Genomic DNA, 23,318 nt, shown 5'->3' on the forward strand with positions numbered 1-23,318 from the left:
CCGCACATGTATGAAAAGATCCTTCTGCCCGTCGATCTGTCAGCGGAGCAAAGCTGGGCACGCGCCTTGCCCTCGGCCTTGCAACTGGGCGGCCCGAACATCGTTCTTCACGTGATGACCGTGCTGCCCGATTTCGGAATGTCCATGGTGGGCAGCTACTTCGACAAGGGCTTCGAGAAGAAGGCCCTGCACGACGTGGGCGAAGCCCTGTCGGACTGGGTCAACAAGAACGTGCCGGACGAGGTCGATGTGCACCCCCATGTCACGCATGGCCGCATCTATGACCAGATCATTGCCGCAGCCGACAAGCTGAAGGTGGACGCTATCGTTATCGGGGCGCATACACCGGAGCTGGCAGATTACCTGCTCGGGCCCAACGCTGCGCGCGTGGTGCGCCACGCGCGCCAATCCGTTTTCGTCGTTCGTGGAGAATAATAAGACGATGACCCATGTTTTCGGGCGCTCCGGCGCCTCTCTGCCCAAGGCCGTGCGCGGCGAAGGGTGCTATATTCACGATGCCCGGGGCCGTGCCTACCTGGACGGGTCTGGCGGCGCAGCTGTGTCGTGCCTTGGCCATTCCGACCCGGATGTGCGCGCGGCGATCCATGCGCAGCTCGATCAGCTTGCTTTCGCGCATACCGGCTTTTTCACCTCGGACCCGGCCGAGGATCTGGCCGACCTTCTGGCCGCGAACGCCCCCGAGGGGATCGAGCGGGTCTACCTGCTTTCCGGTGGGTCCGAGGCCGTCGAGGCCGCGATAAAGCTTGCGCGGCAGTACTTCCTGGAAATCGGTCAGCCGGGGCGGCATCGCGTGATCGCGCGGCGGCAAAGCTATCACGGCAACACGCTGGGTGCGCTGGCGGCAGGCGGCAACGCATGGCGGCGCGAGAAATACGCCCCCCTGCTGGTGGAAACCAGCCATATCGCCCCCTGTTACGAATACCGGTTCCGCGAGGACGGCGAAACCGCCGAAGCCTATGGCCAGCGCGCCGCCAACGAGTTGCAGGCCGAGATCGACCGGCTGGGCGCGGATAGCGTCATGGCCTTCATCGCCGAGCCCGTGGTTGGTGCCACGGCGGGCGCGGTTCCGGCGGTTGACGGCTATTTCCGCCGCATCCGCGAGATTTGCGATGCCAACGGCATATTGCTGATCCTTGATGAAGTCATGTGCGGAATGGGGCGCACAGGCACGTTGTTTGCCAGCGAGCACGACGGCGTGGCCCCCGACATCGTGACCATAGCCAAGGGCCTGGGCGCGGGTTACATGCCCATCGGCGCCATGCTGTGCACCGGCACAGTTTACGACGCGATCGCTCAGGGCTCGGGCGCGTTCCAGCACGGGCACACCTATCACGGCCACCCGCTGGCTGCCGCTGCCGGAAGGGCGGTTCTGACCGCCATACTGGGGCGCGATCTGCTGCCGCAGGTGCGTGCGCGGGGCGAGATGCTGCAACAGGCGCTGACCTCCCGGCTGGGGCAGCACCCGCATGTCGGCGATATCCGCGGCCGGGGCCTGTTCCGTGGTGTCGAACTGGTCGAGGATCGAGCCACCAAGGCCACGTTCGACCCGGCGCGCAAGATCAACGCGCGGGTGAAATCTGCGGCGATGGAAAACGGGCTGATCTGCTACCCGGCGGGTGGAACGGTTGACGGGAAACACGGCGACCACGTGCTGCTGGCCCCGCCCTATATAATTTCCGAGGATCAGATCGACGAACTGGTGGACAAGCTCGCACGGGCGATCGACACGGCCATCGCCGCTTAGGCGGCCCCTGTCCAGGCATCACGCAAGGGGCCGGATGAACCGAAATTCGTGATTGACCAGATCGACCACCGGCGTGAACAGATGGCTATCCCGCCGCACAGCCCGCAAGGAAGCGCCATGAAACTCGCACTGTACCAGGGGCCGTCGCCCGCCGGCGATACCGCCGCGGCCTTTGCGACGATAGACACCACGCTTGCGGCCGCCGCGGCGTCCGGCGCGCGCATGGCCATAATGCCCGAACTTTTCCTGCCCGGCTACAACCAGACAGATGCCATGGCCACCCTTGCCCAACCATGCGACGGCGAATGGCAGGCGCGGCTGGCGCAGCTTTGCCGCAGGCATGGCTGCGGGTTGACCATTGGCTGGGCCGAGCGCGCGGGCGACACGATATACAACACCGCAACATCGCTTGATGATACCGGCACGGTATTGGCCCACTACCGGAAGATACAGCTTTTCGGACAGTCCGAAGCCGAGATCTTTACCCCCGGCGACGCCTACGCGCTGTTCGATTTCGCGGGCCACAGATGCGCGCTGCTCATATGTTATGATATCGAATTCGCCCATCATGTGCATGCGCTGGCCGATGCGGGCGCAACCTTGCTGCTGGTGCCAACCGCCAACCCGGCCGGGTTCGACGCCGTGCCCGATGCCATGGTGCCCGCCCGCGCGGCAGAAACCGCGATGACCATCGCCTATGCCAACCTGTGCGGCAGCGAAAACCGGCTGCGCTATGGCGGCAGATCCGTGGTGGTCGGCCCCGACGCCCGGCCACTTGCCAGCGCGGGGCGCGGCCCCGCCTTGCTTGTCGTCGATCTTGAAGAGGTTGGGCGGATAGATCCGTCCACGCTCAGCACGCAGGCGCGCGACCGGCGCCTGGTCTGATCCTGCGTTCTTGCCCGGTAAGCGCCAGGACGGAGGCCGAGGGGGCAAAGCCCCCTCACCCCGGATCAGGTCAGCCGCATAAGCAGCGCGGCCAGCAACTTGCCCCGCTCGGGCAGGCTATCGACCTGGATATGCTCGGTCAGGGTGTGCAGGCCGTTGCCGCGCACGCCAAGCCCGTCCAGCGTCGGAATACCCATTGCGCCGGTGAAATTGCCGTCCGATCCGCCGCCCGCGCTTGCGCCTTTCAACTCAAAGCCAAGATCGCCTGCAATATCCTTGGCAATATCGAACATCGCCATGGTGCCGGGTTGGTCGGGTTCCCAGACCGGGCGGGTCACGCCGCGGGTGATGCGGAATTCAACGCCATTTTCCTCGCCTGCAAGCGCCAGCATCCGTGCCACGCCGTCGTCGAGATCCTCTTGCCGCTTGGCCATGCTCAGCGCCTGGCCCTCGCATAGCGACGACACGCAGTTCACCCATTGGCCGCCATTGACGACGCCCACCGAGAACGTGCAGTCATCGCCGGTCATGCCCTCGATCTCCAACAGCTTGCGCGCCATCATGGCGATCGCGCTGCGCCCTTCCGACAGGCGTGCGCCCGCGTGGCTGGGCTGGCCCTCGGCCACCAGGTTGAACCGTGCGATGGCATATCGGCCAATCGTCGCGCCCCCGTCCTGGTGCGAGGGTTCGGGCACCAGCACGTACTTGTTGCGCGCGGCCTCGGCCTCGATCAGTTCGCGGGTCGAGGGCGTGCCAACCTCTTCGTCGGGCGTGAACAGAACTGTTACCGGCAGTGGCGTTTCTGCGCCTGCGCGCAGCAATTGCCGCACCGCGTCGACGGCGGCATAGTTGCCGCCCTTCATGTCCATGATGCCGGGGCCATAGCAAATGTCGCCCTCGCGCTTGAAGGGCAGTTTGGCCAGCGTGCCGACCGGGTGCACCGTATCCATGTGACCCAGGATCAGGATTCCCGGTTCCCCTTGCTTGGGATGCGGAAACCGGGCGCGAAGGCACCCGCCGAAACCCATCCGGCCGGGGATGCGCTCTATCTCGGCCATCTGTGCCAGGTCATAGGCCGCCAGGTCCATCATCCGGTCAACGGCGGCCGCGTCATGGGTGGGGCTTTCACATTCGATCCAGGGGCGCAGACCGGCCAACATTTCGTCTGCATCGAAAGGCAGTTTCAAGGGATCCATCGTTCACATTCCTCCAACCGGCATCCGCCGTTCCACGATACGCGCCATGATCGACGCGCCCACCGGCAAGATACCCGGGTCCAGCACGAATCCGGGGTTGTGCAGCGGCAACGTGCCCGCGTGGCCCACCCGGCAATAGGCGCCCGGCACCACTTTGAGCATGTCGGCAAAATCCTCGGAGCCGGTGGCCGGCTCTTCGGCGTCATTGATGTTTTCCTTGCCCACGATGTCGGCGGCAGCCTCGAGATAGGCGTCCGACAGTTCGTCGTTGTTCATCAGCACGTCGAAGATGTTGCGCAGATCGACGGTGATTTCCACGCCATAGGCCTGGCCGATCCCCTCGCACAGCTCGCGCAGGCGGCTTTCGGCCAGTTCGCAGACCTCGTCCTTGAAATAGCGAATGGTCCCGGCCAGCGTCGCGGTATCGGGCACCACGTTATAGGCCGACCCGGCATGTATCTGCGTCACCGAGAACACGCAGGCATCCAGCGGGGCCACGTTGCGCGCCACGATGGTCTGGATCTGGGCCACCAGCATCGAGGCGACCACCAGCGGATCGCGCGATTGCTGCGGCATGGCCGCGTGGCTGCCCTTGCCCTGGATCGTGATGTCGAAGAACGACGCCCCGGCCATTGCCGCGCCCTTGCAGATGCCCACGGTGCCCGGCTCGCCATTGGGCGAATTGTGCATGCCATAGACCTCGTCGCAGGGGAACTTGTCGAACAGCCCCTCGGCCAACATTCCGCGCGCGCCGCCCAGACCCTCTTCGGCCGGCTGAAAGATCAGCACAGCGGTGCCGTCGAAATCGCGCGTGGCGGCCAGGTGCTTGGCTGCACCCAGCAGCATGGTTGTATGGCCGTCATGGCCGCAGGCATGCATGACGCCATCGTTTTTCGACGCGTAAGCAAGGTTGGTCAATTCCTGGATAGGCAGCGCATCCATGTCGGCGCGCAGCCCGATCCGGCGACTGCCACCGCCCTTGCCCTTGATGATCCCCACGACGCCAGTCTTGGCGATGTCGGTGTGTACCTCGTCGACGCCATAGGCGCGCAGTTTCTCGGCCACCACCTGCGCTGTGCGCTTTTCGGTGAACCCGATCTCGGGGTTTGCGTGCAGATCCTTGAAGATCTCGGTCAGTTCGTCGGTGCTGTCTTCGATAACGGGAAGAACAGGCATGTATTATCCTTTCAACTTTGATTGGCCGGGGTCGCCGCGGATGCGGGAGCCTCGGAAAACGGGCGGAAATTGGCGAAATCCCAGTGCCGCCCCGGCGCCGCAGCGATCAGCGCCTTGGTATAGTCTTGCTTCGGATTGCCCAGCACCTCGCCCGCGGGGCCGTATTCGATCACCTTGCCGGTCTGCATCACCATCACCTCGTCACAGATCTGCGCGGCGACGCCCAGGTCGTGGGTGATGAACAGGATGCCAAGGCCAAACCGCTCCTGGAGATCGGCCAGCAGATCAAGCACCTGCGCCTGCACGCTGACGTCAAGCGCCGAAACGGCCTCGTCCGCGACCAGGATATCCGGGTCCATCGCAAGGGCACGCGCAATGGCGACACGCTGACGCTGACCGCCCGAGAATTGGTGCGGAAAGCGGTCGATCGCGCTGCCGGGAAGGCCCACAAGCTCCAGCAAGTCGCGCGCACGCTCCATTGCCTCGGCGCGCGACACGCCGAAATTCAGCGGACCCTCGATGATCGACTCGCCGATCTCGCGCCGCGGGTTGAGCGAGCGCATCGGGTCCTGGAACACGATCTGGAATTTCTTGCGCCGCGCTTTCAGGTCGCTTTGCTTCATCACGGCGATATCTTCGTCGCCCACCATGATCTTGCCCGATGTCGGGTCGATCAGGCGCATGATGCAGCGTGCCACGGTGGACTTGCCCGAGCCACTTTCGCCCACGATACCCAGCGTGCGGCCATGGGTCAGCGTCAGGTTCACATCCTGCGCCGCGCGCACCTCGCGCCCTTTTCTGATCAGGCCGGTGCCGCCATAGGTCTTGCACAGGTCCTCTGTGCGCAGCACCACCTCGTCCGAGGCGGCGGGGCTGGGCGGGCGTGGCACTTGGCTGGGCACCGAGCGCAACAGGTCGCGCGTGTAATCGGTTTGCGGATGGCGCAGCAATTGCTCCACCTGCTGGGTTTCCATCACCTCGCCCAGTTTCAGCACGGTCACGTCATCGGCGATCTCGGACACCACCCCCATGTCATGGGTGATGAACAACACCGCCGTGCCCTGCTGCTCGCGCAGTTCGCGGATCAGCGACAGGATCTGAGCCTGCGTTGTCACGTCCAGAGCGGTGGTGGGTTCGTCGGCGATCAACAATTGCGGACGCATGATCAGCGCCATGGCGATCATGATGCGCTGGCGCTGCCCCCCCGACAATTGGTGCGGGAAAGAGCGATACATCTTTTCCACGTCGGGCAGATGCACCGCCTCCATCATCTCCAGCGTGCGTTTCTTGCGGGCGCCCTGGCTCATGTCGGAGTGGAACTCCAGCACTTCTTCGATCTGTTGGCCGACGCGCGCAACGGGGTTCAGCGCGGTCATCGGTTCCTGAAAGATCATCGACATGGCCGTGGCGCGCAAGGTGCGCAACCGACCCGGCGAAGCGGTCAACACCTCTTCGCCCTTGATCTTGATCGAACCTTCGATGGTCTGCAGCACCTTGGGCAGCAACCCCATCGTGGCCAGCGCCGTCAGGGATTTCCCCGAGCCGCTTTCGCCCACCAGACAGGTGGTCTGCCCGGGACGGATCGACAGGTTCAGCCCCTTGACGACCTGTTGGTCGGGGTTGCCATCCAGCGCGATGCGCAGGTTTTCGATTTCCAGAAGTTGGTCGCTCACCGGTCGATCCCCCGTTTTGCCATGCGCGGATCCAGTGCGTCGCGCACTGCGTCGCCCAGAAGGTTGATGGCCAGGATCGTGACGGACACGACCAGACCGGGCCACAAGACGATGCCGGGGTTGATCTGGAAGTAGATCCGGCCCTCGGCCATGATGTTGCCCCAGCTCGGGGTCTCGGGATTGATGCCCGCGCCGAGGAAGGACAGGATTGCCTCGACCAGGATGGCCGATGCGCAGATATAGGTGCCCTGGATAATCAGCGGCGCGATGGTGTTGGGCAGCAGGTGCCGGCGCATGATCAGAAAGGTCGACGAACCCGCGGCGATTGCCGCCTCGACATAAGGTTCTTCGCGGGCCGACAGCACGACCGAGCGCACCAGGCGAACCACGCGCGGCACCTCGGGAATCGTGATGGCGATCAGCACCGTCCACAGACCGGCCCCCCAAAGCGACACGATCGCAATGGCCAGCAGGATGTTGGGAATGGCCATCAAGCCGTCGACCATGCGCATCAGCACGGCGTCAAGCCAGCGGATATAACCCGCCATCAGGCCCAGGAACAGCCCAGACAGCACGGCAAACACGGCCGCGCCCACGCCCACGACCAGCGAGATGCGCCCGCCGTAGATGATGCGCGAAACCAGGTCGCGGCCATAAGCGTCGGTGCCCAGCCAATAAAGCTCGCTTGGCGGTTTCAAACGCTCGGACGGTGTCAGGCGCACCGGGTCATGCGGAGACACGACAGGCGCGAAGATCGCCGCCAGAACGATGATCGTCACCAGCACTGTCGCGATGAGAGCGATAGGGCTGGAAAACACGACCTCGCGGACCTTGGTCAAGGCTGTTGGGTGCGCCGGACCCGGCGCCGTGTTGGTTTGATCGGTCATGAGTAACGGATCCTCGGGTCAAGCAGCACATAGGCAATGTCGATCAAAAGGTTGACGACGACGTAGATCAGCGAGGCAAGCAGGATCACCGCCTGGATCACCGGGTAGTCGCGCGCCAGCACCGCATCCACGGTCAGGCGGCCCAGCCCCGGCAGGTTGAACACGCTTTCGGTCACCACAACGCCGGAAATGATCAGCGCGAAACCGATGCCGATCACCGTGATGATGGGCACCGAGCAGTTGCGCAGCGCGTGCCGCATCAGCACCCGCGCCTCGGGCAGGCCCTTGGCACGTGCGGTACGAATGTAATCATCGCCCAGGATCTCCAGCATCGAGGTGCGCGTGATCCGCGCGATAAGCGCGATATAGAGCAGCGTCAGCGTGAAGGTGGGCAGCGCGATACGGTGCAGGAACTCGCCCAGCCCGTCGCCGATGGGGCGGAAGCCCTGCACCGGGAACCAGTTGAGTTGCATCGAAAACAGCGAAATCATCAGGTAGCCGATCACGAAGACCGGAACGGAAAAGCCCAGAACCGAGATCAGCATGACGAACCGGTCGATCAGCGTGCCGTGTTTCCACGCAGCGATCACACCGAGCGGCACCGCGATCAACACGGAAAGGATGATGGTTGTCAGCGCCAGGCTGATCGTGGGTTCCATCCGGGCTTGGATAAGTTCGATTACCGGCTTGCCGGAAATCACCGAAGTGCCGAATTCGCCCTGCAACAGGTTGCCGATCCAGGTAATGAACTGGATATGCAGCGGGTCATTCAGGCCAAGTGCTTCCCGAATCCGGTCCAGCTGTTCGGGCGTCGCCGTGTCACCGGCGATGATCGCCGCCGGGTCACCCGGTGTCAGCCGCAGCATAAGGAAGACGAACAGCGCGACGAACCCCATCACCGGTATGGCGGCAAGGATGCGCTGGATGATGTAGCCAACCATCGTGACGACCTTTCAATGCGCGGTTTGGACTCGCGCGGTTTTTCGTTGAATCAGTGCGGTTCCGCGCCGCAAGCGGCGCGGAACCCGTGACAGGCGATCAGTTCTTGGAGATGTTCCAGAAATACGGCGCCGGCCCGTCGAGAACACCTTCCAGGTTGCTCGTCCAGGCGGAGGGCACGAAGTACTGCCCGATGGGCGCGTACATGCCTTCGTCATAGGCGAGTTCCTGGATCTGCGCGGCGATCTCTTTTTGCTCTTCGAGGGTCTCGGCAGTGGCATAGGCCGTCCGCAGTTCCTCGATCTCGGGCACCTCGGGCCAGCCAAACCAGCCGCCATCCGGGCCCTTGCCGTTCACCATGTTGTTGACCAGCGGGTTGAACACGTCGGCACCGACCCAGTTGGTCGCGAACATGTGCCAACCGCCTTCGTCGACCGGTGCCTGGCTTGCACGGCGGCCCACAAGGGTTTGCCAATCCATCGCTTGCAGGTCGACCTCGAAGCCAACGTCGCGCATGGCTTGCGCCACGACAACGGGCTGCGTGCGCAGGGTGCCGACATCGGTGGGGTGCATCAGCACGATGGGCGTGCCGTCATACCCTGCCTCTTCCAGCAGTTCCCGGGCCAGGTCCTGGCCGTTGCCTTCGGTCAGCGTCTCCGAGCCGACATCAGTGGCCAGCGGCGTGCCGCAGACGAACATGGCACCGCAGAGTTCATAATACTCGGGGTTGCCGATCAGGGCATCCAGCACGTTCTTTTGATAGATCGAAGCGATGGCCGCCTTGCGGATCAACGGGTCATCCATCGGCGCATTCAGCGCGTTGGGGCGAATGATCGTCTGATAGCCCAGCGTGTTGGTATTGCGCACGGTCACGTCGGGGTTCGCCTCGAGGATCGGAAGCAGGTCGATAGGCGGTTGCTCCCAGTAGTCGAGTTCGCCCGACTGGATCGCGTTCAGCGTGGTCTGGTCATCGGGGAACACAACCCATTCGACGCGATCGACCTTGACGACCTTGCCACCGGCGGCCCAGCTGGCGGGTTCGTCGCGCGGCACGTAGTCCTCGAACTTCTCGTAGACAGCCTTGACGCCGGGCTGGAATTCATCGGCCACCCACTTGAACGGGCCCGACCCGATCTGCTCGGGCACCGGCTCGGTCGAGGGAGTCTCGGCCAGCCGCTTGGGCATGATGAAGGGCACGTTCGACGACGGCTTGGCCAGGCTGTCGATCACCAGGCCGTAAGGCTCTTTCAACTGGATGATGAACAGGTTGGGATCGTCGGACGATCCGCTCATCGTGTCGACATATTCCATCAGCACCTGGCCCATGGAATCGCGCTCGCCCCAGCGGGCGATCGACGCGGCGACATCTTCGCCAGTCACGGGTGCGCCATCGTGGAACATCAGCCCGTCACGCAGGGTGAAGGTATAGGTCAGGCCATCATCCGACACTTCCCACGTATCCACCATCTGCGGCTGCGGCGTCACGTCTTCGTCCAGCGCGAACAGGGTGTCATAGATCATGTAGCCGTGGTTACGGCTCATGTAGGCGGTGGTCAGGATCGGGTCGAGCACGCGCAGTGCCGAGTGCTTTGACGCGATAATCGTTTGTGCGCTTACAGGCGCGGCCATCGCGGCAAAGGCCAGGACCGAGGCGGTCATGACCGAAGTGCGCATGACGCGGCCAAGCGAGACCGGCCATTTTACTAGATCAAGTGGTTTTGTCATTCTTCAACTCCCGTTGGTTGCTTGGGGTGCGCCGGGCTTGTCACCCTTTTATGGCGCGGGTTATATTGTTGTGGACCACACGGATGCGCGGGTCCAATGATTTTACGCGGTCTGCGTGGCAGCGCCTCCGGTCGATTTTTCCGGATCGAAGACCGCGCCCAGCGGCTCCAGCCGCATTCCGGGTGCCAGCCGCGTAAAGGGCAGGCTTGCGGGGCTGACGGGCATCGGCCCGGGCGCCACGCAAGTCAGGATGGTTTCGGCAATGCTGTCGAAATCGGCCCGAAAGTGAACAGAACTCTTGTTTACCAGGATCGGCTGTTCGGTCGGTTCGATCCCGACGAAACGATACATTTCCTGGTCGGCCATCTGCGCCTTGTTCGTGGTCACGACCACGCGCACATCACCGATACGCAGGCAGGCCGACGGCCCCATGTCCAGCGGTGCGCCCCCGTAAAAAGGGCCCGTCGCCACCAAGTGACCGTCAGACAGGGTTTCGACCGTGAAACGCCCGGCAAAGGGGGCATCCCCGGCCACTCCGGAAAACCCGCCCAGCTCTATCTCGATCTCGGCGCCCTGCCCCGCCGCGTGTGCGGCGGCCGCAGCCTTTGGGTCAACCATGTTGCCCATCGCGCCGTGGGCGTTGTTGGCGACCATCGCGCGCAACATGCCGGTGGTATTGCTATCGCCACCTGCGCCCGGGTTATCCTGCGTGTCGGCGATAACGATGGGCTTGCTGGCGGTTTGCGAAAGGCGCATGGCCTCTTTCACGCCTGAATCGGGGTCGTATGTCTTGCCGGCGAAATCAGCCTCGGCGGCCAGTACCGCGGCTTCGATACTGTCAGCCGCTGCGTCGGCATCGGCTTGCGTGTCACCATAGCATATCACGGTCGGACCGCAGCCCGGGAAATCGGCAGCCGGGAAACCGAAGAAGAAAGAGGTCGAGCTGACGCCGCCCTCTTCCAGACCCGAGACCAGGTCGTAAAGGCCGCGTGCGGGCTCGGCCCGGGTGCTTTGCCAGGCGATCGGCACCAGGAACGGAATACGCCGGAATGCCTTTGCAAAAGGCGCACCGCGTTCCATCAGCCGATCAAGCTGCACCGCGGCGCGGCGGCCTGTCTCGCCCATGTCGACATGCGGATAGGTGCGAAAGCCCACCAGCACATCGGCCGCATCGACCATTTTCTGGGTGATGTTGCCATGCAGGTCTAGGGCGCAGGCAATCGGCACGTCCGGGCCGACAACCTCGCGAACGCGGGCCAGGAAATCACCTTCGCCATCATCCACGTGCTCGGCCACCATCGCGCCGTGCAGATCAAGGAAAACCCCATCCACAGGCCCGGCATCGCGCAGCGCCTGGACGATCTCGTCGGTGATGGTGTCATAGGCGTCTTGCGCGACATGAGCCGAGGGGATCGCCCCTGCCCAGACCAGCGGGACCATGTCCCAGCCGGCCGATTCGCCGTGCAGAACAGCGCCACCGATACCCAGGTTGATACCCCGTCCACGGTTCAGCACATCGGCACCACGCGCCATCGGCATATATCCACCGCCCTGCTCGAAATCCGACATCTGCGCCCGTGTCGGTGCAAACGTGTTCGTCTCGTGCAGAAAGCCTGCCATCGCGACCTTGCGCGTCATCCCCCGTCCCCGCTTTTTATCGGCCGGCCCATACGGCGCCGCCCGCTTCCAATTGATCTTCAGCAAGTCGAATGTATTGCATTGCGATACGCTTGCATTGTAACGTCAAACTAGAGCCGCACTTCATACTCTGTCAACGCCCTTTACCTTGCGGAAATTTATTCATGGCCCGAAACACCACCCGCGCCGAACCCGGATTACGCGACCTGAACGAAGACCAGCGCGCCGACCCCTTATTCGTGCGCTCGATCGAACGAGCGATGCAGGTCTTGTCGGCTTTCAACCATGCCGATCAACCGATGTCGCTTTCACAGATTGCCGAAGCCGCCGGGGTCGATCGCAGCGCGGCGCAGCGTATGGTCCATACACTGCGCGTCCTTGGCTATATCGAGCGCGACGATATGGGGCGCGGTTTCGTGCCCGGAATTCGCATTCTCGACCACACGCTCGATTTCCTGCGACTCAACCATCTGGTGCGCCGCGCGACACCCGTATTGCAGGAATTGCGCAAGACCGTGCGCGAGCGGGTCGATCTTTCGCTATTCGATGACTTGCGCGTTGTTTACGCGGTTCGCCTGCAAAGTAAGCGACAAACATTCTACACCACGCTTGTCGGGCACAGCGTTCCGACCTTTTGCAGCTCGGGCGGCTGGGCGATTCTGTCGAAGCTGCCCGAAGACCGGGTGCGCGACATACTCGACCGCTCCGACCGGCGTCCGTTCACGCCCGAGACGATCACCGACGTTCCGGCGCTCATGGAAAAGATCGCCGAAACGCGCGAGCAAGGATACTCGCTGGCCGTCGGCCAGATCCTGACCGGCGAGATCGCCGTCGGCTTTCCCGTGCTCGATGCAGATGGTGCGCCGGTGGCCGCTATCCACGTCGCCGGCAGCCAGTCGGAATGGACGCCTGCGGATTTTACCAACCGTTTCGTGCCGCTTGCCTCCGAGGCAGCGCGCGCCATCAGCCAATATTGACCCTCGAAGGAGACCCCATGACTCATATCACCCTGCCCGGCCTGCATGAGCCCGCCACGATCCGTGTCGATCGCTGGGGGCTGCCGCATATCGGCGCCGCCAGTGCGCGTGACGCGTTCTTCGTGCAAGGCTTCAACGCTGCGCGTGACCGGCTGTGGCAGATTGACCTGTGGCGCAAGCGGGGCCTGGGCCTGCTGGCGGCCGATTTCGGCCCCGGCTACCTGATGCAGGACCGCGCCGCGCGGCTGTTCCTGTATCGCGGCGACATGGCACCGGAATGGGCCGCCTATGGCGCGGATTCCCAGGACATCTGCACCGCATTCGCGGCCGGCATCAACGCCGGCATCGACATGGTGTTGGCCGGTGACCTGCCCTTGCCCCCCGAATTCGCCGAGTTGGGCACCAAACCGGCCCATTGGGCGCCCGAGGACGTGGTGCGCATCCGCACCCATTGCCTGTCGCGCAACGCGGCATCGGAACTGGCGCGCAAGATCGTGCTGGGCCTGGCCGACCCTGAAACAGACCTGCTGCGCGCACCGCTTTCCCCGGACGTGCCCGACGACGAATGGGCCGTGACCCACCCTGCCGACCTGCCGCCGGACGCACTGGCCGTGTATGAACTGGCCACCGCGCCCGTTACCTTTTCGCCCGAGCGCCTGTCGGCCACGCTGGAGGACGCCGCCCGCTGGTCGGCCGTCGATGCGCGCAAGGCGGTGATCGCGCGCGACATGCCCGACGGATCGAACAACTGGGCCATCGCGCCGGGCAAGACCGACACGGGCCGCGCCATCATGGCCAGCGACCCGCACCGCGCCCATGCCGCGCCGTCGCTGCGCTACATGGTGCACATGACCGCACCGGGGATGAACCTGATCGGCGCGGGCGAGCCATCATCGCCCGGCATCATGGCCGGCCATAACGGCACGGCCGCCTTCAGCCTGACGATCTTTTGCGCGGACCAGGAAGACGTCATGGTCTATGATACCCTGCCGGACGCACCGCGGACCTATCGCTACCGCGGCGCAACCGAGGATATGACGCGCGTGGACGAGGTGTTTGCCGTAAAGGGTGCCGCTGACCAGGTTCTGCCGCTGTACTTTACCCGGCACGGGCCGGTCGTCTGGCAGGAACAGGCACGCAACCTGGCGCTGGCCGTGCGCACCGTGTTCACCGATCCGGGCAGCGCGCCCTACATGGCCAGCCTGAAATCCATGCGCACGACCGACATGGCCAGCTTTCGCGACAGCCTGACAACCTGGGGAGCGCCCACGGTCAACATGGTCTATGCCGACACCGCGGGCGACATCTGCTGGCAGGCCGCAGCCTATGTGCCCCGCCGCACGGGCTGGCGCGGGCTGACGCCCGTTTCGGGCGACGGGCGGTTCGAATGGGCGGGCTACATGACCGCCGCCGACCTGCCATGCATCGAGAACCCAAAGGATGGGTTCGTCTACTCCGCCAACGAGATGAACCTGCCCGACACCTGGGACCACGCCGCACAGCCCGTGGGGTTCGAATGGCTGGAAGATCGCCGCGCGCACCGCATCGCCAACGTGCTGGGATCGGACAAGGCGCAAGACGTGGCCGCCTCGTGCGCGCTGCAAACGGATACGTTTTCCGATTACGCCAGCCGGCTCGTGGCCCAGATCCCCGACGACGCCCCCGCCGCGCCGCGCGACCTGCTGCGACACTGGGACGGGTTCGCCGGCCCCGACAGCACCGCCGCGTTGCTGGCCGAACTGTGGCTCAGCAGCCACCTGCGCCCGACCCTGCTGGCGCGGGTCGCCCCTGACGCGGGCCTGCGCCGCATGTTCGGCCCCGGCCATATCGCCACCACGGTGCGACTGCTCGAAGGGGCGCATCCCGGCCTTGCCCGCCGCGCGGGGCTTGATGATGAAACGACCCGCGCTGCATTTTTATCCGAAACCCTGGCCGCGGCATGGGACGACGCCACCGCGCGGTTTGGCCCCGATCCCGCGCATTGGCGCTGGGGCGACCTGCACAAGGGTTGGTTCGATCATGCCGCCACGCCGGTGACATCGGACTTTGACGTGGGGCCGTTCGACAAGGGCGGCAGCAACACCACCGTTATGCTGGCGGCCTACGAGGCGTCGGATTACCGCGTGCGTCACGGCGCGTCGGTGCGGATGGTGGTCGACGTGGGCGCGTGGGACAACAGCCGCTGGATCAATGCCCCCGGCCAGTCGGGCGTGCCCGGCAGCCGCCATTACGACGACCTGACCCAGAGCTGGGCGCGCGGCGACTATGTGCCGATGTGCTATTCCGAGGACGCGGTGGCCGAGGCCACGGTCGAAACCATATCGCTGCGCCCTGTCCCGGCGGGCTGACCCCCGCCACCGATCCGCCCTGCGGCGTGCAGGTCGCGCAGGGCCTGGGCCATCTGTGCAAGGTAGGGCGCCAGGGGTGACTTCTGGCGCCACACCATGCCGATACGCCGCTTGGGTCGTGGCGCGGGCAAGCGCGCCACCGCCACCCGGGCCGAGGGCGTTTCGGTCGCCACCGCCATTTCGGGGATCAGCGTCACGCCGATCCCCACGCCCACCATCTGCACCAGCGTGGCCAGCGTGCTGCCTTCCATAAGGTCGCGCGGGGTGGATTGGCCGATATTGCAATAGGACAGCGCCTGGTCGCGGAAGCAGTGCCCTTCTTCCAGCAAGAGCAGGCGCATTTCGCGCAATTGCTCGGCCGGCGGAACCGGCTTGTCGGCATCGGTCAACGGGCGCACCAGCACAAAATCCTCGTCGAACAGCGCCTCTTCGTGCAGCCCGGCCTCGGACACCGGAAGCGCCACCACCGCCACATCCAGCCGCACATCCAGCAATTCTTCGACCAGCGTCTGGGTCACCGCCTCGCGCGGGCGAATATCCAGCCCCGGAAAGCGCACGGCCAGGTCCTGGATCAGCACGGGCAACAGGTAAGGCGCGATGGTCGGGATCACCCCGATGCGCAGCCGGCCCGACATCATGTCCTGCGCCGCGCGGGCCAGATCCTCGATCGCGTCGACCTGGCGCAGGATATCCTCTGCCCGTTCGGCCAGCGCCTCGCCCAGGCGAGTCAGACGGATCGCGCGTGTCTTGCGCTCGATCAGCGGGGCGCCCACCAACGCCTCAAGCTCTTTCATCTGCACCGACAGGGCCGGTTGCGAGATCGAACAGGACTCGGCGGCATGGCCGAAATGGCGATGCCGGGCCAGCGCCGCGAAATAGCGCAGGTGTTTCATGGACAAACCGTTCATAATCCAGCCTTATCAAAACTATTACATTTTCCAAATTCTTTCTAATGCAATGCAATGCTAATGTCCCCTCAGATCGAGGAGGAATCGGGGACGCAGCACTGTTCGCGCGCACCCCGCCCGGCCTAATTTGACAGTTTGAACCGAACAACAGCCAAGAAAAGGAGAGCCAGATGGATGGCAATGATACGCCCCAAGGCAAATGCCCGGTCATGCACGGTGGAAACACGGCAACCGGCAATTCGAACATGGAATGGTGGCCCAACGCCCTGAACCTGGAAATCCTGCACCAGCACGATTCCAAGACCAACCCGATGGGCCCAGATTTCAACTACCGCGAAGAGCTGAAAAAGCTGGACGTTGACGCGCTCAAGAAAGACCTGCATGCCCTGATGACCGACAGCCAGGACTGGTGGCCGGCCGATTGGGGCCATTACGGCGGCCTGATGATCCGCATGGCATGGCACGCCGCCGGCTCGTACCGCCTGGCCGATGGCCGCGGTGGTGGCGGCACCGGCAACCAGCGTTTCGCGCCGCTGAACTCGTGGCCGGATAACGCCAACCTCGACAAGGCCCGCCGCTTGCTGTGGCCGATCAAGAAGAAATACGGCAACAAGATCAGCTGGGCGGACCTGATCCTGCTGGCAGGCAACGTGGCCTACGAGTCGATGGGCTTCAAAACCTTTGGGTTCTCGTTTGGCCGCGAAGACATCTGGCACCCCGAGCTGGACACCTACTGGGGCGCGGAAAAGGAATGGCTGGCACCGTCGGACGAGCGTTACACCGACGTCGACAACCCCGCCACGATGGAAAACCCGCTGGCCGCCGTACAGATGGGCCTGATCTACGTGAACCCCGAAGGCGTGAACGGCACCCCCGACCCGTTGAAAACGGGCGAGCAAGTGCGCGAAACCTTTGCGCGCATGGCGATGAACGACGAGGAAACCGTTGCCCTGACCGCAGGCGGCCACACCGTCGGCAAATGCCACGGCAATGGCGATGCAAGCATTCTTGGACCCGAGCCCGAGGCAGCGGATGTCGAGGAACAGGGCCTGGGCTGGATGAACCACACAAAGCGCGGCGTTGGCCGTGACACCGTGACCAGCGGCATCGAAGGCGCCTGGACCACCCACCCCACCAAGTGGGACAACGGCTATTTCCACCTGCTGCTGAATTACGAGTGGGAGCTGAAGAAAAGCCCCGCCGGTGCATGGCAGTGGGAACCCGTCGACATCAAGGAAGAGGACAAGCCGGTTGACGTCGAAGACCCGTCGATCCGCCTCAACCCGATCATGACCGATGCCGACATGGCCATGAAGATGGACCCCAAGTATCGCGAGATTTCCGAGCGGTTCTACAACAACCCCGAGGAATTCGACGATGCCTTTGCGCGCGCATGGTTCAAGCTGACCCACCGCGACATGGGCCCCAAGGCGAACTATTTCGGCCCCGAAGTGCCGCAGGAAGACCTGATCTGGCAAGATCCGATCCCGGCGGGCTCGACCGATTACGACGTGGCCGCCGTAAAGGCCAAGATCGCCGAAAGCGGCCTGTCGCAGGCAGAGATGGTGGCAACCGCATGGGACAGCGCCCGCACCTTCCGCGGCTCTGACCTGCGCGGCGGTGCCAATGGCGCGCGCATCCGCCTGGCCCCGCAGAAGGACTGGGAGGGCAACGAGCCCGAGCGCCTGGCGCGCGTTCTGGGGGTGCTGGAAGGCATCGCCGCAGACACCGGCGCCAGCCTGGCCGACGTGATCGTTCTGGCCGGCAACCTGGGCGTCGAGCAGGCCGCAAAGACCGCAGGTTTCGACATCGAGGTGCCCTTTGCACCGGGCCGTGGCGACGCCACGGACGAGATGACCGACGCCGACAGCTTTGACGTGCTCGAGCCGCTGGCCGACGGGTTCCGCAACTGGCTGAAGAAGGACTATGTCGTTTCGGCCGAGGAAATGCTGCTCGACCGTGCCCAGCTTATGGGGCTGACCGCCCCGGAAATGACCTGCCTGGTCGGCGGGATGCGGGTCATGGGCACCAATCACGGCGGCACCAAGCATGGTGTCTTCACCGACCGCGAAGGCGCGTTGACCAACGATTTCTTCGTCAACCTGACCGACATGGCCAACAAGTGGGAGCCGACCGGCAAGAACAGCTATGCCATCGTCGATCGGGCCTCGGGCGACACCAAGTGGACCGCCACGCGCGTTGACCTGGTGTTCGGTTCGAACTCGATCCTGCGGGCCTATGCCGAGGTCTACGCCCAGGACGACAGCCAGGAGAAATTCGTGAAGGATTTCGTTGACGCCTGGACCAAGGTGATGAACGCCGACCGCTTCGACCTGGCCGCGTAAGCGCCCGGTTCACGACCACAAAGGCCCCGCGGGAGCGATCCCGCGGGGCCTTTTTTTAATGCCCGGCTGCCCGTAGCCCTGTTTCAGCCTTGCGAAAGTGCCGTATGCGCCAGCCCCGCAAGAATGGGGCAGTCGGGCCGCTCGTCGCCGGCGCAGGCCCGCACCAGGTGGGCCAGCGTGGCACGCATATCCTGCAACTCGGCAATCTTGGCGTCGATCCGCGCCAGGTGATCTTGCGCCAGTTGCTTGACCTCGGCGCTTTCGCGGCCCTCATCCTCGTATAGCGCCAACAGGGTGCGACATTCGTCGATGGTGAACCCAAGCGCCCGCGCCCGCCCGATAAAAGCCAGCTTGTGCAGGTGGGTTTCGGCAAAGTCACGATAGCCATTGTCACGCCGGTCGGGGCAAATCAGGCCGATTTCCTCGTAGTAGCGGATTGTCTTGGGCGGCAGGCCCGCGCGGCGGGCGACCTCTCCGATGTTCATCGCCGCCCCCTATTCCGCCGGGGCCGCGACGGGCCGCGGGGTTGGCCGCGTCGAGGCGCCGGGCTTTTCCTGCAAGGCCGGGCGCAACCCCCGCAGGCGCAGCGCGTTCGACAGCACGAAGACCGATGACAGCGCCATTGCCCCCGCCGCCAGCATCGGCGACAGCATCAACCCCGTCAGCGGGTACAGAACACCCGCCGCCACCGGGATCAGCGCCACGTTATAGCCAAAGGCCCAGAACAGGTTCTGCCGAATGTTGCGCATGGTGCGACGCGAAACTTCGTGGGCATTCACCACGCCGCCCAGGTCGCCCGAGATCAGCACGACGTCTGCCGCCTCGATCGCCACGTCGGTGCCGGTGCCGATGGCCACACCGATATCGGCCTGCGCCAGCGCCGGGGCGTCGTTGATGCCGTCGCCCACGAAGGCCACGGTAGCGCCGCCTGCGCGCAAGTCGTCGATGGCCGACAGCTTGCCATCGGGCAGCACGCCCGCGATCACGTGGTCAATGCCGGTTTCGCGGGCTATGGCCTGCGCTGTTTCCGCCCGGTCGCCGGTGATCATCGCCACTTTCAGCCCGCGCTTGTGCAGCGCTTCGATGGCCGCAACGCTGCCCGGTTTCACCGGGTCGGCAACGCCGATCACGGCGGCAAGCTTCCCGTCGATGGCCGCAAACAGCGCGGTGCGTCCGCGTTCGGCCAATGCGCGGGCAATCTCGCCCTCTTGTCCGACGCTCACGTCATGATCGCGCATCAACGCCTCTGTCCCGATCAGCAGGTCTGCCCCGTCCACGGTGGCGCGCAGGCCCGCGCCGGTGATGGTGTCAAAAGCCGTCACCTCGGCAGGTGTCACGCCCTCGGATGTCGCGGCACGCAGGATAGCGGCCGCAATCGGGTGCTCGCTGCGGCCCTCGGCCCCGGCCAGCAGGGCGAGCATACGGGCCCGCGACACGTCGCCGAACAGCTCCAGCTCGGTCAATTCGGGACGCCCCTCGGTAACGGTGCCGGTCTTGTCGAGCGCCACGACATCCACGGCCGCCAATCGTTGCAGCGCGTCGCCCTTGCGAAACAGCACACCCATCTGGGCCGCGCGCCCCATCCCCACCATGATCGAGGTGGGCGTGGCCAGGCCCATCGCGCAGGGGCAAGCAATGATAAGCACGGACACACCGGCCACCAGCGCCAGCGTCAGCGCCGGGCTGGGGCCAAGCACCAGCCAGACAAGCACCGTCAGCGCCGCGGCTGTCATCACGGCGGGCACAAACCACAGGGTGATCCGGTCGACCAGCCCCTGGATGGGCAGCTTGGCGCCCTGTGCGTCCTCGACCATGCGGATGATCTGCGACAACGTGGTGTCGGCACCCACGGCGGTGGCCTGGATACGCAGGCTGCCCGCGCCGTTGACCGTGCCGCCCGTCACCGTGTCACCGCTTGTCTTGGCCATCGGGTCGGGCTCGCCCGTCAACATGCTTTCGTCGATATAACTGTCACCCTCCAGCACCGTGCCGTCCGCAGGCACGCGTTCGCCCGGGCGGACAACGATCACGTCGCCGGCTTGGAGAGCATCGGTGGCCACTTCGACCAGCGCGCCCTCACGCTCGACGCGGGCGGTGCGCACTTGCATATCCAGCAAGGAGCGGATCGCCGCGCCGGTGCGCCCCTTGGCGCGCGCCTCCAGCCAGCGGCCCAGCAGGATCAAGGTGACGATCACCGCCGCCGCCTCGAAATACACCGCGCGGTTGGCCGCGGGCAAAAGCGCCGGGGCAAAGGTGGCCACCACCGAATAGAGATAGGCCGCAGCGGTACCCAGCGCGACAAGGCTGTTCATGTCAGGCGCGCCCTTGAGCAGCGCCGGAATACCGATGCGATAGAACCGCCGCCCCGGCCAGACCAGAACGGCCGTGGTCAGACCGAACTGGATCAGCCAACTGGTCTGCATCCCGATCGTGCGCATGATCAATTCGTGCATGCCGGGCACCATATGCGCGCCCATCGCCAGCACGAAAACCGGCAGCGTCAGCGCTCCGGCGATCATCGTGTCGCGTGCCAGCGCGCGTGACTCGGCCGCCTTTTCAGCGCCGCGATCGCGCCGTGTGTCATCCTGCCCGGCTTGGGCAGGATACCCCGCGTCGGTCACGGCGCGCGCCAGCGCGGCCGGTGCCACCACCCCGTCAAGATAGCGGACATGCGCGGTTTCGGCAGCCAGGTTCACGCTGGCCGATACCACGCCGGGCACCGCCGTAAGCGCGTTTTCCACGCGCCCAACGCAAGAGCCGCAATGCATGCCGTCGATCTGCAATGTCGCCTCGGATGTCCGCGCAGGATACCCGGCGCTGTCCAGCGTCTGCACAACCAGCGGCAGGTCCGCGCTGTCGCCCAAGGTGACATGGGCCGATTCCCCGGCGAGGTTGACGCTGGCCTCCTGCACGGCATCGTTGTCGGACAGCGCGCGGTCAACGCGGGCTGCGCAGCCCCCGCAGGTCATGCCCGAAATCTGCAAAGTTGTCTGGAACGACATGGCGGCCTCCTTTCAAGGTTGCCCATGATATAGGGCTTCCAGTCACGGGAAGGTCAAGGGCCATGACGCGGATCAATCACATGCGGCGGTCACGATGATCTCGACCTTCAGCTCGGGGCGTGCCAGACGGGCCTCGCCGCAAGCGCGGGCCGGTGCGTGGCCCACGGGCACCCAGGCGTCCCAGACAGCGTTCATTTCGTCGAAATCGGCCATGTCGGCCAGCCAGATCACCGCCTGCAACATCCGCTCGGGGGTGCTGCCTGCCTGCTCCAGCAGCGCCTCGACGCGGGCCAGGCAATCTTTCGTCTGCTCGGCCACGCTGTCGCCCGCGCCGACCTGACCACACAGGTAGGCCACGCCGTTATGCTTGACGATCTTGCTCATCCGAGCGCCGGTTTCGATACGGTCGATCATGGGCCTTGCCCCCCTTTTCATACATGCACGCGCGCTGGCCTAGCCTGCGCGGCCAAGGCCCGCAAGCGGTACGGTCATGGTCCGACGGAAGGGATTGGTGGGTGATGAGAGACTCGAACTCCCGACATCTTCGGTGTAAACGAAGCGCTCTACCAACTGAGCTAATCACCCCTGCTGCGCGGATTTAGCCAAAGAGCGCGCGGCTTGCAAGCCGGGATTGACATGCGCAAGCCCAAAGGCACTGATGGCCGGAAAAAAGGAGAGTGCCCTTGACCTTTGATCCGACCAGCCACGCCATGTTTGCGCCCCGTCGTTTTGCCGATTTCTGCGTGGGCGAAGTATTCCGCGCGCCCTCGCGCACGATGACCGAAGGTGTATTCACCGCCTTCCAGGCCGCCAGCGGCGACAATCACCCCATCCATTACGACCGGGCCTACCTGAAACGGCTGGGCCACGCCGACCTTATGGCGCATGGCTATCAAACACTGATCCAGGCGGCGATCGGCGCAAGCCCCCTGGCGCACGAGATGGGCGAGGCGCTGATCGGCTTCATCGCGCAATCGAGCCGGTTCCTTGCCCCGGTCTATTGCGGGGACACGCTTTACCCTACCTTCGAAATCACCGACCTGTTCGCCCAGGCCACGACCGGCGTGATGACGCTGAAGGTGACGATTCACAACCAGGACGGCGTGCAAGTCGTTGAAGGCGAACAGCAATACCTGATGCGGCTTTGAGCGGTCAGCGGTGGATGATCTCGCGACCGCCGCGCAGCTCCCACACCTCGCCCTGCGCGCGGCTCATTGCCTCCATCTCGGGCATGCCGACCTCCAGCACCAGCCCGCGCAGCACCGTGAGGGAAACACCGTGGCTGACGATCACCGCCGGCCCTGTCAGATCGTTCAGAAAGGCACGCAGCCGCACGAAAAGATCGTCGGCCGTTTCGCCCGGCCCCGACATGCACAGTTCGAACACCGATTTGCCCCCGAACCCTTCGGGGTCATTCTCTGCAAGATCGGCGTAATACCGGCCTTCCCAATCGCCCAGGAAAACCTCCTTCAGACGGTCATCGAACCGGGGCACCAGGCCTGCGCAAGGCAGGGCGATCTCGGCGGTCTGGCGGGTGCGCCGCTGGGGTGAACACCAAGCCTCCACCTCGGCCGGCAGATCCAGCTCCGCCAAGATCTGCCCCTGGCGCGCGGCATGGGCGCGGCCAGCCTCGGTCAGGTCTGATTCAAGCTGGCCCTGGATGCGCCGGTCGCGGTTCCAGTCGGTCTGGCCATGGCGCAACAGGTAAAGCGGTGGAAGCATGGGCTGCCCCTGACATGAAAAAGGCGCGTCGATCCTGCCGACGCGCCCGGAAATCTGGTGGGTGATAAGAGATTCGAACTCCTGACATCTTCGATGTGAACGAAGCGCTCTACCACTGAGCTAATCACCCGG

The 23,318-nt window shown here is 64.6% G+C and carries 19 protein-coding genes and 2 tRNA genes; 7 read left to right on the forward strand and 14 right to left on the reverse strand.

What is annotated here, in order from left to right; genetic code table 11:
• Positions 1–6 precede the first annotated feature (6 nt).
• The 3 genes from M8744_RS04030 (at position 7) to M8744_RS04040 (ending at position 2,650) form a co-directional block, all read left to right on the forward strand.
• Entirely contained in the window at positions 7–435 is a 429-nt protein-coding gene (locus tag M8744_RS04030) for a universal stress protein (RefSeq protein ID WP_251409776.1), read from the forward strand.
• A 7-nt stretch (positions 436–442) separates the two neighbouring features.
• Positions 443–1,765: an aspartate aminotransferase family protein gene (locus M8744_RS04035; RefSeq protein WP_251409778.1), complete on the forward strand. Its 1,323-nt coding sequence runs from the start codon at positions 443–445 to the stop codon at positions 1,763–1,765.
• A gap of 117 nt (positions 1,766–1,882) precedes the next feature.
• Positions 1,883–2,650, forward strand: coding sequence for a carbon-nitrogen hydrolase family protein (locus M8744_RS04040; protein WP_251409781.1), 768 nt, complete (start codon positions 1,883–1,885; stop codon positions 2,648–2,650).
• Positions 2,651–2,715: 65 nt separating this feature from the next.
• On the opposite strand, the gene M8744_RS04045 is transcribed toward M8744_RS04040, so the two are convergent.
• The 7 genes from M8744_RS04045 to M8744_RS04075 all read right to left on the reverse strand — a co-directional run bounded on the left by M8744_RS04045 (position 2,716) and on the right by M8744_RS04075 (position 11,884).
• The gene (locus tag M8744_RS04045; RefSeq protein WP_251409784.1) at positions 2,716–3,846 is read right to left on the reverse strand and encodes a M20/M25/M40 family metallo-hydrolase; all 1,131 of its coding nucleotides are present in this window, start codon (positions 3,844–3,846) and stop codon (positions 2,716–2,718) included.
• A gap of 3 nt (positions 3,847–3,849) precedes the next feature.
• Positions 3,850–5,022 carry a M20 aminoacylase family protein gene (locus M8744_RS04050; RefSeq protein ID WP_251409787.1) on the reverse strand — a complete coding sequence of 391 codons (1,173 nt, stop codon included), beginning with the start codon at positions 5,020–5,022 and terminating at the stop codon, positions 3,850–3,852.
• Positions 5,023–5,033: 11 nt separating this feature from the next.
• Positions 5,034–6,695, reverse strand: a complete 1,662-nt coding sequence (locus tag M8744_RS04055; RefSeq protein ID WP_251409790.1) for an ABC transporter ATP-binding protein — start codon at positions 6,693–6,695, stop codon at positions 5,034–5,036.
• Positions 6,692–7,582, reverse strand: a complete 891-nt coding sequence (locus M8744_RS04060) for an ABC transporter permease (protein WP_251409793.1) — start codon at positions 7,580–7,582, stop codon at positions 6,692–6,694. The genes M8744_RS04055 and M8744_RS04060 overlap by 4 nt, the downstream gene beginning before the upstream one ends.
• On the reverse strand, positions 7,579–8,523 hold the full coding sequence (locus M8744_RS04065) for an ABC transporter permease (protein WP_251409796.1): 945 nt from the start codon (positions 8,521–8,523) through the stop codon (positions 7,579–7,581). Before M8744_RS04065 ends, M8744_RS04060 begins: the two co-directional genes overlap by 4 nt.
• Before the next feature lie 97 nt (positions 8,524–8,620).
• Positions 8,621–10,246, reverse strand: coding sequence for an ABC transporter substrate-binding protein (locus M8744_RS04070; RefSeq protein WP_251409799.1), 1,626 nt, complete (start codon positions 10,244–10,246; stop codon positions 8,621–8,623).
• Between the two features lie 102 nt (positions 10,247–10,348).
• The gene (locus M8744_RS04075) at positions 10,349–11,884 is read right to left on the reverse strand and encodes a M81 family metallopeptidase (protein ID WP_251409802.1); all 1,536 of its coding nucleotides are present in this window, start codon (positions 11,882–11,884) and stop codon (positions 10,349–10,351) included.
• Positions 11,885–12,048: 164 nt separating this feature from the next.
• On the opposite strand from M8744_RS04075, the gene M8744_RS04080 reads away from it, so the two are divergent.
• Both M8744_RS04080 and M8744_RS04085 read left to right on the forward strand, forming a co-directional pair.
• The gene (locus tag M8744_RS04080) at positions 12,049–12,861 is read left to right on the forward strand and encodes an IclR family transcriptional regulator (protein WP_251409806.1); all 813 of its coding nucleotides are present in this window, start codon (positions 12,049–12,051) and stop codon (positions 12,859–12,861) included.
• A gap of 17 nt (positions 12,862–12,878) precedes the next feature.
• Positions 12,879–15,209, forward strand: a complete 2,331-nt coding sequence (locus M8744_RS04085) for a penicillin acylase family protein (protein WP_251409809.1) — start codon at positions 12,879–12,881, stop codon at positions 15,207–15,209.
• Here M8744_RS04085 and M8744_RS04090 read toward each other — a convergent pair.
• Entirely contained in the window at positions 15,140–16,117 is a 978-nt protein-coding gene (locus M8744_RS04090) for a hydrogen peroxide-inducible genes activator (RefSeq protein WP_251409811.1), read from the reverse strand. The genes M8744_RS04085 and M8744_RS04090 overlap by 70 nt on opposite strands.
• Before the next feature lie 170 nt (positions 16,118–16,287).
• Here M8744_RS04090 and katG point away from each other — a divergent pair, with 170 nt between their 5' ends.
• Positions 16,288–18,462, forward strand: a complete 2,175-nt coding sequence (gene katG / locus M8744_RS04095) for a catalase/peroxidase HPI (RefSeq protein WP_251409814.1) — start codon at positions 16,288–16,290, stop codon at positions 18,460–18,462.
• 83 nt (positions 18,463–18,545) lie between these two features.
• Here the strand turns inward: katG and cueR are convergent, their stop codons facing one another.
• The 4 genes from cueR to M8744_RS04115 all read right to left on the reverse strand — a co-directional run bounded on the left by cueR (position 18,546) and on the right by M8744_RS04115 (position 22,049).
• On the reverse strand, positions 18,546–18,947 hold the full coding sequence (cueR, locus tag M8744_RS04100) for a Cu(I)-responsive transcriptional regulator (RefSeq protein WP_251409817.1): 402 nt from the start codon (positions 18,945–18,947) through the stop codon (positions 18,546–18,548).
• A 9-nt stretch (positions 18,948–18,956) separates the two neighbouring features.
• The gene (locus M8744_RS04105) at positions 18,957–21,464 is read right to left on the reverse strand and encodes a heavy metal translocating P-type ATPase (protein WP_251409820.1); all 2,508 of its coding nucleotides are present in this window, start codon (positions 21,462–21,464) and stop codon (positions 18,957–18,959) included.
• Positions 21,465–21,536: 72 nt separating this feature from the next.
• Positions 21,537–21,878, reverse strand: coding sequence for a RidA family protein (locus tag M8744_RS04110; protein WP_251409824.1), 342 nt, complete (start codon positions 21,876–21,878; stop codon positions 21,537–21,539).
• A gap of 95 nt (positions 21,879–21,973) precedes the next feature.
• A tRNA-Val gene (locus M8744_RS04115) sits at positions 21,974–22,049 on the reverse strand.
• Between the two features lie 98 nt (positions 22,050–22,147).
• On the opposite strand from M8744_RS04115, the gene M8744_RS04120 reads away from it, so the two are divergent.
• Positions 22,148–22,612 carry a MaoC family dehydratase gene (locus M8744_RS04120; protein ID WP_251409827.1) on the forward strand — a complete coding sequence of 155 codons (465 nt, stop codon included), beginning with the start codon at positions 22,148–22,150 and terminating at the stop codon, positions 22,610–22,612.
• A 4-nt stretch (positions 22,613–22,616) separates the two neighbouring features.
• Here M8744_RS04120 and M8744_RS04125 read toward each other — a convergent pair whose 3' ends face one another.
• Together M8744_RS04125 and M8744_RS04130 are read right to left on the reverse strand one after the other, a co-directional pair.
• Positions 22,617–23,186, reverse strand: coding sequence for a histidine phosphatase family protein (locus M8744_RS04125; protein WP_251409830.1), 570 nt, complete (start codon positions 23,184–23,186; stop codon positions 22,617–22,619).
• A gap of 55 nt (positions 23,187–23,241) precedes the next feature.
• Positions 23,242–23,316, reverse strand: a tRNA-Val gene (locus M8744_RS04130).
• Positions 23,317–23,318 lie beyond the last annotated feature (2 nt).

The organism is Lutimaribacter degradans, from assembly GCF_023703375.1.
GTDB classification, from domain to species: Bacteria; Pseudomonadota; Alphaproteobacteria; order Rhodobacterales; family Rhodobacteraceae; genus Lutimaribacter; species Lutimaribacter degradans.